Annotated in this window: 7 protein-coding genes; 3 read left to right on the top strand and 4 right to left on the bottom strand. The window is 54.3% G+C overall.

Annotated features, from left to right (window positions below; genetic code table 11):
• Nucleotides 1-38 precede the first annotated feature (38 nt).
• From ACNKU7_RS15760 to ACNKU7_RS15745, 4 genes are all read right to left on the bottom strand, one after another.
• Entirely contained in the window at nucleotides 39-332 is a 294-nt protein-coding gene (locus ACNKU7_RS15760) for a PAAR domain-containing protein (RefSeq protein ID WP_418297959.1), read from the bottom strand.
• A 6-nt stretch (nucleotides 333-338) separates the two neighbouring features.
• Nucleotides 339-914: a DUF6931 family protein gene (locus ACNKU7_RS15755; RefSeq protein WP_418297958.1), complete on the bottom strand. Its 576-nt coding sequence runs from the start codon at nucleotides 912-914 to the stop codon at nucleotides 339-341.
• A 12-nt stretch (nucleotides 915-926) separates the two neighbouring features.
• The gene (locus tag ACNKU7_RS15750; RefSeq protein WP_418297957.1) at nucleotides 927-2780 is read right to left on the bottom strand and encodes a type VI secretion system Vgr family protein; all 1854 of its coding nucleotides are present in this window, start codon (nucleotides 2778-2780) and stop codon (nucleotides 927-929) included.
• A gap of 157 nt (nucleotides 2781-2937) precedes the next feature.
• Nucleotides 2938-3426: an Hcp family type VI secretion system effector gene (locus ACNKU7_RS15745; RefSeq protein WP_418297956.1), complete on the bottom strand. Its 489-nt coding sequence runs from the start codon at nucleotides 3424-3426 to the stop codon at nucleotides 2938-2940.
• Between the two features lie 575 nt (nucleotides 3427-4001).
• On the opposite strand from ACNKU7_RS15745, the gene ACNKU7_RS15740 reads away from it, so the two are divergent.
• The 3 genes from ACNKU7_RS15740 to ACNKU7_RS15730 form a co-directional block, all read left to right on the top strand.
• Nucleotides 4002-6590 carry a bifunctional serine/threonine-protein kinase/formylglycine-generating enzyme family protein gene (locus ACNKU7_RS15740; RefSeq protein ID WP_418297955.1) on the top strand — a complete coding sequence of 863 codons (2589 nt, stop codon included), beginning with the start codon at nucleotides 4002-4004 and terminating at the stop codon, nucleotides 6588-6590.
• Nucleotides 6591-6694: 104 nt separating this feature from the next.
• Complete coding sequence (locus tag ACNKU7_RS15735; protein WP_418297954.1) at nucleotides 6695-8671, top strand: ShlB/FhaC/HecB family hemolysin secretion/activation protein; 1977 nt, start codon at nucleotides 6695-6697, stop codon at nucleotides 8669-8671.
• Nucleotides 8672-8742: 71 nt separating this feature from the next.
• Nucleotides 8743-12377: beta strand repeat-containing protein (locus ACNKU7_RS15730; protein ID WP_418297953.1), on the top strand; the 3635-nt coding region annotated here is incomplete at its 3' end.

Below are 12377 nucleotides of genomic sequence, written 5' to 3'. Positions count from 1 at the left end.
TCCTGCAAACAAGGACCTTTTTTGTCGGGATCCGGCGACTAACCGCCGATGAGTACTGTTGGGTATCCGACCACGATCTTGCCTCCATGCACCGTTGAATCGCCCATACGCGCCGCGGGTTTCCCTTGGATCAACACCGTGGTACTGCCGGAGGCGATGGTGTCAGGCGGACCGACGCAGGTGCATGCACTGCCCAGGGTGGCAGACGGAATGCCGCCAATAATCACTGTGGGCCCACCCGGACTTACAATGGGGCCGCCAACGTGTGGAACCGTACCGGTAACCATCGGGCAGACATGCATGTCAGTGACTCGGGATGCAGGTTTTCCCATAGCTTATTACTCCACTTTTCCGTTGCCGCCTCGGGCGAGGTCGAGCCCCTGTGCGAGATATTTTTTAAAGGCGCTCGTCGGATCCACTGGATCCGATAGCACCGCGGCAAGGGTGACGCTTCCCGATACCGCGTGCGCGTAAAGGTGCTGAGGCGGTTCGATTACCGGTTCGCCGGGCTCAGACAGGCTGCCGTGGCACCAGCTTGCGGCGGTAGCCGCCCAACTGGCCGGGGTCTGGTGCTTGGTCAGTTGCCCCATGCGCTTGCAGATTTGACGCCGCTCCTCTGTCGGATTCTTTACCCAGCTTTCTGCTGCATGAAGCGCTTTGCTATTGTTCTCGTCTGTTTGGGGGTTATGTACATCACGTGTACACAAGCAGGCCCACCAAACCGCCTCCCGCTTCGGCAAACCGTGTGATAACAGTTTGACCGCGTCGGCGTACAACCCGGCATCCATCAGTCGGACAATACTGATTTCCGGCGCAGTATCCGCGACTATATGGGCCGAAGCTTCATCGCTAAGATCGATATTCACGAGCAGCTCTGCTGCCGTTGCGGCTTGCACTTTTACCAGGTCAGTCATTGCCCAGCTCCATCAATTAATCTTGGTCACGCCGCCCTTGAGCGTCAAAATACCGCCAGCCTTAACTTCAGCCATAGAATCGCCCTTGCAGGACAGCATGGTGCCCTTGATCGTGATCCCTGAATTGGTGATCTTGATGCTGTTGCCGGCAACCTTCAGCTCAATAGACGTCTGCGAGGTAATCGTTATGGCTCCCTTTGCATCTGTCGTCTGTTTGCCACTATCGATTTTAAGAGAGTGATTGCCCTTGTTGATGACAGTGGATTCATTGCCCTCAGTTACGACAATACTTCGGTCTTTTTTCACCTCAAGGGATTGATTGTTTTCTATCTTTCCTGACTGGTCATGATGAATGACAAAGTTGTGGTCTTTGCCAGCCTCCATGTAGATTTCTTCTTCACCCTTTTTATCGTCAAATTTGAGTTCGTTAAATTTACTGCCGTCAAGCTGTGTTTTCCAGCCACTCTGACTGGCATTGAAGTTTGGTCCCTGGTTGTCCCCGTTATAGACCGCGCCAGTGACCAATGGCCGATCCGGATCGCCATTTATGTAAGTAATAACGACTTCCTGGCCAATCCGGGGTACAAAATTTGCGCCCCAGTTTTTGCCAGCGAAAGACTGCATTACGCGTACCCAGCAACTACTTTGTGCGGAGTTCCATGGAAACTTGACCTTCACCTGGGTGAATTTGTCTCGTGAATTGTCAGACAGTGTGGCTTGCACTTCTGTGACTTCAGCAATTTGCGGAGGGACTTCCCGCCGTGTACCCAGAAAGGGGTCTGGCCTTGGCATTACTGCGTCTGGTATGCAGCGGAAACTGCTATTAAAGCTGGTTTCTTCGCTGTTGCTATCGGTTGCTGCAATTCTTACGGACGTTAGCAGGTACTTGCCTTTTTCCGACTTCAGTGTGTGACTCAGTGAAAACTGGCCGCCAGCACAAAACTCCGGGCAATCGCCGCTGCCATAAGCGATGTCAAACCGACACTCGGCGGCTTCGATAGCACAGTCTGCGAGCGATTTGTGGTAGTCATCCTTGAATGCGTGCTGGGTTTCCTGGTCAGCAAAGAAATGGTTTAGACCGTATACATTGTGTACGTAGTTCGAAACGTCATTTAACTTGTTTTTTGTTTTTACAACTTGTTTGTTGTCTTTTGTCGCCGTGTATTCGTTGTAGTCCTTGAATTCAAAGCCGCCAGTGTGATAGTTGTAATCCCGCCGCCAGCTGCTGACTGAATTCTTTGTTGGCAAGCTGCCGCCACCATCGTACTCGATACTGTCACCTGAGCACTCATGGAATCCGTCGAGCGAATCGCATAGCACCAGTTCATGAGCGTTTTCGGAGTGCTTGAAGTAGTACGCTATTCCTTCTTCAGACAGAAGTCGCTCAATAATCTGGAAATCAGATTCGCCGAATTGCACGCAGTACTCTCTGGATACCAGGTTCCTGGATAGTTTTTCCGAGAACTGGATTACCCGGCTATATTCCGACAAGATCTCATTTACTACGTCTTTGGCGGTCTTTTTTTCGAAGATTCGGTTCTTGGCGGATAGTTTTGTAAACCATAGGCCAGGTTGTATTACGGCTTCGTACTGGCGCATGCCTTCTGCATTCACGTCGTGCATCGAGAAATTGGTTACATAGCCATTTAAATGGCGTACCTTGCCGGCATAGTGAATGCTCGCGGTAACCGCTTTGCCGACGATTTTATCCTGCGATATATCGTGCTGATCGGAAAGAAGGGAAACCTGGTACCGGAATGGTTTGGAGATATGTTCCTCGCCGTGGATGGCGGTGGCAATGAATGCATCATTTCCCAGTGGGGATTTGATACGGATCATACGTTTATCTTGATTGATGGAAGACATATCAGCCCCAATTCCTTGTAGGTGCCAGATGATCAGAAAACTGTTATCGAATAATACAGAGATTTCTGTATCAGAAGTATCGTGCTAAAAGCCAAAAAGGCCGGCGGCCACAGCCGTAGACTGTGGGCCCCGGCCCTTCGCGAATCCGACTCTGAAATTACAGTACGGTCGCGGTGGTGAGGTCGTATCCAACACGCATGTTTTTCGGGTTTTTGTTTGTTTTGTCTGCGTGGTTTAGGTCAGCTTCAATTTTGGCAAAGCTCAGGGAAATGGATTCCATGGGGGGGCCGCCGGCAGATGCGCTGATGCTGTATGAAGAGATGATTGCATCTTCAAGTGAGTAAACCGCGTATTTTTCCACTGAGCTCGCGCCAGTCTGAACCACGTGGATCTCCACTTTCACGCCTTCGTCGCCTGATACAGAAGATTTGAACAGGCCGCCGGAGGAGGCGTCGATACGCTTGGTCAGGGTGATTTCGCTCAGGCTTGGGCGGGTCGCTTCACGGTTTGCCATCGCACCCGCTTCCATGGAGATACCGCGGCCTACGCCGAAATTGAAGCTGTCAACTTCAATCCAGTCTTCATAACCTTTAGCGGTTACGTTACCGGCGGGCGCCTTGCTGTTGAAGTTCATGTAAATAGCCATTTTAAATCCCTCAAATTGGTATGGGCCGAATAACTTGGTGGTTAATCCTTTGCCACCGCGATTGCAGTAGTTCAGGTATTGCCTACTGGGCAAGCGGGAGAGATTTAAGCAGACCGCGAAGCAAAAAAAAACCGTTTGATTTAACTTAAATTTCGACTCTGGTACCGATTTTTTGTCCGTTAAATATCGAATTGGCTGTGTTCATGGTTTACAGGATTCCTACTCTGGTACGAATTTCACGAATATTTTTTTGCTCTGGAAAATTTGAAAATTGACTCTGACACCATTTGTTTCGAGAAATCCTCTAATAGAAGTGGTACTTTCGTTTCGCATATATTTGGTACATTCGTTTTGGTTTCGTGTGATATCCGTCTGATGTAAGCAGTTGTAATGTATTTAGGGCAGATTGTGAGGCTGGATTAATTGTTGCGTAGTTAGCGGTTCGTTATACTTCGCGCCCTCAGTGTCAGTATCCGGTTTAACGGTTATTCATCCCGTCGTGGCGGTTCCGGGGCTGGTAGTCTGAGAATGGCTCGCGACTGGAAGCGCGAACGATTTACACCAGGGAGATGGTTGTGAACGAGAAGACCCGCATCGTCAAATCGGCTGGAGAATCGTTGTCGGCGTGTACCGACTCCGATATCACGGTGTTTGTTGGCAACGAAAATACGGGCGCAAATGATCATCCACCGGTATCCCGTAATCCCGGCCTTGAAGCGAACCCGGTCGCCATGGCCGCATCAGACGCGACGGTTATCGTAGATTCCTCGCCAGCCCCGCGCCAGGCGCCATCAACTGGGCCCGCGTTGCCCGCACCACGCGCGGCGGTGCATTTTGAACCCTCCAGCGCACGCGAAGGCGCCGTAACGAAGACGGTAATCAAGGGGCGTTTCGAGCTTGACAAGTTACTGGGTGTCGGCGGCATGGGTGCCGTTTTCAAAGCGCTGGATCGCCGCAAGCTCGAAGCCAATGACAGCAACCCATATGTGGCGATAAAGCTCCTCAATGAGGATTTCCAGAAGCACCCGGATGCCTTTGTCTCCCTGCAGCGTGAAGCGCGCAAGTCCCAAACCCTAGCCCATCCAAACATCGTAACGGTTTTCGACTTCGACCGGGAAGGCGATCGAGTGTTCATGACGATGGAGTTCCTGGAAGGTTCTCCATTGGACAAACTTCTGCGTGAGAATTCCGGGGTCGGCGTAGGCAAAGAGAAAGCGGTAGCGATTTTTCGCGATGTTGCGCAGGCCCTGATATACGCGCATTCCCATCGAATTGTCCACTCGGATTTCAAGCCCGGAAATATCTTTGTCACTAATCGCAACGGCGCCAAGGTTATCGATTTTGGTATCGCCCGTGCGGTGTCTGAAGGTGGAATCGCGAGCAAGGCGGGCGAGCAGACTATTTTCGATGCGGGCACCCTGGGTGCATTGACGCCCGCTTACGCCAGCCTGGAAATGCTGCAAGGCGGCGAGCCACAGCCCAGTGACGACGTATACGCCCTTGGCTGCGTCGCTTATGAGCTGTTTTCCGGTCGACATCCTTTCGACAAGCTGCCGGCGGACAAGGCGTTTGAGAAGAAGCTCAAGCCGAAGCGCATCAAATCATTGAGTCGCCGGCAGTGGCGCGCGCTGGAGGCCGCACTGGCATTCCATCGTGCAGATCGCACGCCGACCGTGGAGCGATTCGTACACCGATTTTTCACCAATAGTGGTTGGAAGTGGGCGCTCGGAAGCCTTTTCCTCGCGGTTCTCGTCGGCGTTGGATTCGGCTATTCCTACCTGGAAAAGAAAAATGCTGCAGAGCAGAAGCGCGTCGCCGAGCAGCTCGAGCGGGAGCACCAGAGAAAGCTGCTCGAGGACCGGATTTCCGGCAAGCGCGAAGCGATAGACCGGCTTGTTGCGCTCACTGTCCTCACTCCATCCTGGGAGCGGGATTTGCGCATCGAGCTCGGCGAATATGAATCCCTGAACCCCTCCGACAGCGAATACCCTGAACGCATCCGCCAGCAGATCTCGGATCTTTTTGTTTCGGCGGCCACCGGCCAGTTAACTCTTGGCAACCTAGAGCCAGCGGATGAAATGCTTGCGCGTGCAGCTGCCTGGAACACGCTGGTGTATGGCGCCGACCAGATTCGCCAGCAGATCCAGGAAGAACGCGACGAGCTCCAGCGGAAGTTGGAGGCAGAGCGGCTTGCCGAAGAGCGCGAAGCCGAGCGTATCAGGCTGCAGGCGCTGCAGGAACAGCGGCGTTTGCAGGCGCTCAAGAAGCAGCGTGAACTGGATGCCGAGCTTGACGAGATGGAGCAGGCACTGACTTGCAGCTTCAGTATGCGCGTTGGTGATGTGGCGACTTCCCTGACTCGCCTGGCAGGCATTGACGAAACCAAAGCGCAAAAAATTCGACCGGTGGTGGCCGATGAGTTCGCCGGTTGCTTTACCAAGCTGGCAAACCGAAGCCCGGTGCGCACCGACGCGTTATTGACCGATGCCAGAGCTATGTTGCCTGAGCAGCGGGTGCTCGCGGAGTTCGATCTGGATTACTGTGGTCACCTGAGTCCCGGCTCCGGTGGAAAGGGCGAGCGCTACAGCTGTGCCGACCCGATGCTGGATGGTGCCAGTGGTCCAGAGCTTGTGGTTGTGAAAGGCGACGGTGGGCGGCCTGTTGCTGTGGGTAAATATGAGGTCAGTAATGGCGAGTTTCGCGAGTACTGCCTTGCAACCGGTGCCTGTGGCGATCTGCCGCAGGGCGTCAATGATCTTCCCGTCAACAATATCGAAATCGCGCAGGCACAGGGCTACCTGGCCTGGCTGTCCGAGCAAACCGGGCGCACCTACAGGCTGCCGTCTGAGCGCGAGTGGTTTGCCGCAGCCAGTGCCGGCGGACAGCCGGAAATTGCCGATAGAAACTGTTACCTGAATTACGGCGGTATTGAGAAAGGTGCGGAACTGGTGCCTTCTACTTCGGGTGCCGCCAACCAGTACGGCATCGTCAATGCCGTCGGGAATGTGCAGGAATGGGTGCTCGGCTCTGATGGAGATCTCCTGGCCGCAGGTGGAAACCATCTGGATGCCATGAGCCGCTGTCTGACAACGTCGAAGATCATGCACGACGGCGCAGCCGACGAAGTGACCGGGTTCCGGGTCGTCCGCAGCCTGACGCGCTGACAATTCCATCCAATATACAGTAATCAGAGCCAAGAACATTGGCCTGGCTGACGTTGTCGGCTTATTCCGTACAACGTACATCGAATCTTTCTGAAGGGGGAAAGGTGGACTCAAAATACAAGGGACTGTTGTCGATCTCCATCCTTGGGCTGGTCATTGCAGGCAACGCCGCGCAAGCCCAGGAGGATACTTCGAGTTTCAGGAGTCGGGTGCGGGCCGCGTTTGAGCAGGATCTTCCCACGGTTGATGACGATGCGTTAAATGGCGAGTTCGAGCGCCGTACCCGGGAAGCCAGGGATCCAAATCTGGACGCAGATATCCCAGAGGTTACTGGCCGTGAACTGGGCCCGCGAATTTCTGTAAAGAAGATTCAGTTTCACCGATTGGAAGAGTATCCGGAATACGGTATCGGGCGTGAACAGGTTGAGGCGCTCGCGGAGTCGCTGCGGGCCAAATACATGCAGGAAGATAAGGAGCTCGCGGCTGGTTATACCGTCGAGAACCTTAAAGAGCTCGCGCTGCTGCTCGACGGCATGGGCGCCCGATACAGTGCTGACAAGCTCGGCCCGCAACAGCTGCGCAAGCTGGTCAATGTCATAGAGCGGCAAAATGCGCAACGGGGTTTAACCTATGCGGATCTCGAGGACATCGCCGCGCAGTTGACCCGCTTTTACCGAAAACAAGGACTGTTTCTTGCGCAGGTGCAGATTCCGGCGCAGGAGGTAAAAGATGGTGTTGTGACCTTTACGATCCAGGAGGGCATTCTTGGGCAGGTCGCTGTGCACGACAATCAGGTCTACAGTGCGGAACAACTGGCCTCGGCATTTGATGACCAAAAGGGAAAACTGGTAAACCGCGCGGACATCGAGGAATCGCTGTATTTACTGAATGACCTGCCCAGCTCAAATGTGACCGGGTATTTCAGTCCTGGCGACAATCCAGGGGAGACCAGGCTGAACCTGAAAGTGCGGGATGAGAGCAGCTGGCAGGTTGTGTCGCGCCTTGATAACCATGGATCCACTTTTACTGGCGACAGCCGTATTTACACGGCGGTGGACTGGTTTAACCCGGCTGGAATTGGCGATTCCCTGACTGTGGGGATTCTGCGATCGGCTGGCAGTGGTGACTGGAGTTCAGATTTCGGATCCACATTGGGCCAGTTTAAATACAGTCTGCCGGTACTCGGCCCCAGAACCAGATTTCAAGTTTCCGCAGATTACAACGAGTTTGATATCCGGGATGTCGAGGATCCGGATAACTACATCAATTTGCTGGAAATCAGTGGTGTAAACGAAAGCTATGCGATGACCCTGGATCACAAGTTCAGGCGCTCCCGGGAATTCAATGTTACTGGGTCAATCAGTGCGACCGAGAAAATAACCGAGCTTTCGGCAAATTATGAGTTGAATGGCGATCATGTTGTTGGTGGCGAGCTTGGCCTGTATTTCGACAAGTTGTCCAGTGGCGCCATTCCCATGCTCAATATGGTCAACGTAAAACTCCAGTATGGCGATTTAAAGAGTCTTACGGACGAGCAGCGGCAGGGTGGCCGGGACGAAGAATTCGAGAAATTTGCCGCAGATACCAATTCCCTGCTGTTCCTCCCCATGCCATTTTCCAATGACAAATCTCGCCTGATTCTGAAAAGCCGTTGGCAGTACAGTGATCAGCCTTTGCCGGCGTTTGAGCAGTTTTCACTTGGTGGTGCTAACGGAGTTCGCGCGTTCGATGTGCGGGATTTTTCTTCGGATCAGGCGGCCCTCGTTTCTGCAGAGTGGTATCCGGCGTTTTCCGGCCACCTCAACCCCAAGGTGTTTGATCGACGTTTGAGTGAGCTGTTTCAGTTTGCCGTGATCGCCGATGCCGCTTACGGGGTTGTCAACTACTACGATGGCGAGTCGCCTGATGACTGGGGTGCAATATCGGGAGCAGGCGTGTTGTTGAGGTTCAGCTGGAAAGACAGCTGGTCCGCGCAGGTCTCCGCAGCATGGCCAACCATGTCAAAATTTTCGGATCAAAAATTCGATGACGATTTTGATGATCCGACTTTCTATGCGGATTTTTCCTACTTCCTGCACTGAGTATTCAGGGCCGCCCTCCCTCCGGACTTTACGATTATTTTTATAGAGCCGATAGCGAAATGATAGCCAACATGTTTCACAGAAAAAAACCGATTTCTGCAGCAATAAAGCTTGCTCATATGGCCTGTTTTGGTTCTGTCTTTTCCCTGGCTTCTGTGGCGCAGGCCTCGCCCGGTACTGCCAATGTCAATACCGGCACGGTAGATATAACCACTACGACCAGTGACGACGGTTCTGGTAGCTATACCTCGACGGAAGTCGCGATAAGCACGAATTTCGCCGATATCAGCTGGGAATCATTTGATCTGGATGCACAGGATACGGCAAATTTCGAGTTTACTACCTTGCCTGATGGCACTACGGGTCTGGTTGTAAACCATGTAGCCGGGAACGCTTCGAATATTCAGGGGACCATCACCTCAAACGGGCATGTCGTGCTACTCAATCCGCGCGGTGTCTTTTTTTCTGAAGGCTCTTCGGTAAACGTGGCGGCCCTGACCGTGTCCACGCTAGAGGGCGGGCTGACCAGTGTTGATGACAAGGGTGTTGATTTTTCCCTGAACCAGAATGGCGATATCGGCGAAATCGTCAACGCAGGCAGCATTGTTGCCGAGTCTGGCAATGTAACCCTCATCGGGCAGAGTGTCAGGAACATTGCTACCGGTAACATCGAAGCGCAATTCGGTGAAATCAGGATGCTCGCTGGTAATAGCGCTGTTCTGAGCTTCGACGCCGGTAGTCTTATTGGCGTCGAGGTCACAAATGAAGTTCTGAGTAAGGAATTTGAATCCGGAAGTGATGAAGTCAATGCAATCCTGAATGACGGAAGCTTGAAGGCGGCTTCGGTGGTGCTTGAAGCCTCGGTGGCTGACAAGTTGTTCACCAATGCGGTGAATAACAGCGGAGGCATTCAGGCCACGGGCATCCAGCAGGTGGGCGGAACCATTCGCTTGACGGGGAATGTGGCACCGGTCGGCGGGCAGGGCGACGAGACGATCGCCGCAATCAATACCGGCAGCCTCGATACTTCGGGTGTGATCGCGGGGTCCGTGCAGATTACCGGCAGAGACATCACTCAGTCCGGACAGATTTCAGCGGATGCACTTGCTGATGCTAGTGGGGGCGAAGTCACGCTTCGCGCCGAACGTCGCTTGAGCCTGTCCGGCAGTATTTCAGCCAAGGGCGCGGGTGCGGGTAACACCGGTGGTACGGTGATTACCGCCGCAGGGGAAGTTTTTGAGTACGTTGATGATACAGCGGACGGCAATGCTGTGGTGGTCACCAGAAGCGACAGTGGAGCCGCAAGCGGAAGCTGGACGCTTGAGGCGGATCGGCTGGAAGTTGCTGACTGTGGCGATAACTGTATCAGCGGCGCGGATCTGTCCCGCGCTCTGGAAGACAATGCGGCGGTGACGGTAGAGACAACCGGTGTTCCGGGCAGTGACCCGGGTGACAATTCAGGAAATATTGCGATCACTGACGCGGTTCAGTGGTCTTCAGGGGCTGCGCTTCAGCTGGAATCCACTGGCTCAATCCAGATAGCGAGTACCGGTCAGGGGACACCGACCATTGACGCGGGCGCAGCGGCTGTTCAGGTAACCGCCGGCCACGATTTCCAGAATGATGGTGCTATTAATGCTGGCGATTTTGCGCTTTCCGTAGGCGCGGCGGGTACTGGTTCAGCCAGCAAATTGGGTGCTGTCACCGCCACAGGCTCAGTGACCGTGGCCGGTGGTAGCGGTACGGATGCGCTGGATCTTGATGGGTTTACCGCAAGTTCGACCCTGTTCGTCGAGGCGGCGGCGAGCGACCTTACCGTTAGTGTTGAAACTGCCGGCAATGAGGTTGCGGCCTTGTCTGGATTCGAGGCCATTTCCGTCGCAGCGAGTGACACCCTAGATGTGGGTCTGCTCGAATCCGAACTGGCTGTAGGGGGTACAAATAATGTAACGGTCCAGGCCGGAGGTGCGAGTATCGCGTTTGATGCTGTCACCCTGGTGACCGGCGATGGCGACGATACTGTAACTGGACTGGGTGACTGGACGCTGGCCGAGACCGGTGGCGCTTCCAATAGTGGTATCCGGTTTACCGGTAACCTGCTGGTGGAGACTGTTCAGGGGACGCTCAATGGCACTGGTCAGGTCGATAATTTCGTAGTCAATGGTGCAAACAGTGTCATCGTTTCCGGGCTGACTTTTTCCGGGCTGAGCACCATCAATGGTGTCGGCGGCAACGATACGCTCGACAGCTCCGGGATGGCGGTGAGCCTTGGCGCAACCGATTATGCGGTACAGTCAGCGGGTATCGACTTTTCCAATATACATTCCGTCACTGCAGCAACCCTGAACGCCCATTCCGGTGGCACCCGCTTCACCTTGAATGGCGACAACTCCATTACCGCCGAGTCCATCGAATTTTCCGGAGTTTCGCTGGTCAACGGTGCGGCAGGCGATGATCGTCTTGACGCACTCAGTCTCGGTGATGCGTCGCTGTTCTTCCGAAATGGCGACGGAAGTGATCTTGCTACACAAAGCAGCGGTGGAATTCGCTTTATCGGGATGGACAACGTCTTGGCGAATCGCCTTGACCTGACACTGGTAGACGCCAGTGTGGAAATCTCAGGGAATAATTCCATCCAGGCGGGTGCAGGAAATGCCGCCGTTTCCTTCGCTTCCGTCGACGATGTGATCGGCGACAACGGGGATGTTGTCACGGGCCTGGGCAACTGGTCGCTTCTCGAAGCCGGCGGCGCCGCCAGTAACCTGATCAATTTCTCCGGTAACCTGCTTGTTCTCGCCGGGCAGGCGAGCCTCCGAGGTACAGCGGGCAATGACAGTTTTACGTTAAATGCTGACGGCAGCCTGGCTGCCGGCGGCCTGGTATTTACCGACCTCGCGGCTGTCGATGCAAGTGGTGAGCAAAACGGCCGCAACGGCCGCGATGTGTTACTGGCATCTGACTATGTGGCTGGTGTGGCACTGGGTGCGGGCAATAATTCGGTAAGCGCCGCGGGCATTGCGTTCTCCGATATTGAAGCGGTTACTACGTCCACGCTCAATGCGCATGTCGCAGGTAGCGATTTTAGTCTCGATGGAAATACCATAACGGCGAGATCGGTTGAGTTCACCGGTGTTGACCTGGTAAATGGCAGCGCGGGTACGGATTCCGTCTCCGGTGGTACGGTATGGGAAGTGATCGGGCAGGATGTAGTCAATGGCGACGATGCGAACCAACTGATCACCTTTTCGGGCATTGAATCGTTTAATACCGATAACGGCGTATTGGAAGCGCTGAATCTTGGTGATGACTTTCTGTTTATTATCAGCCCGGATGCCCGCCGTGTGGCCGTAGGCAATGTCAATGGCCCGGAATTTCTCGGCCTGAATGAGGTGGTGGCGAGCAACCTGGATTTCAGCCAGATAGATGTGAACCTCAGGGTTACCGGCAGTAATGCCATCGACGCTGGTAGCGCCACGTTCAGCGGTGTGGAACAGGCGCGGGGTGACGGCGATAACACGGTCACCGGGCTGGGCAACTGGACACTGCTGGGCGGCGGTGGTGCGAGCAACAGCAATATCGATTTTTCCGGCCCGCTCAATGTGGATGCCAGTGGCGTGACGCTGCTCGGTACAACCGGTGTGGATAACTTCGTACTGGCGGCTGCCAATGAAGTGCAAGCCGGCGGGCTGACCTTCTCCGGGCTGGA

The organism is Microbulbifer weihaiensis, from assembly GCF_048323715.1.
GTDB lineage: Bacteria > Pseudomonadota > Gammaproteobacteria > Pseudomonadales > Cellvibrionaceae > Microbulbifer.
This window is presented reverse-complemented; position numbering and strand designations above follow the sequence as displayed.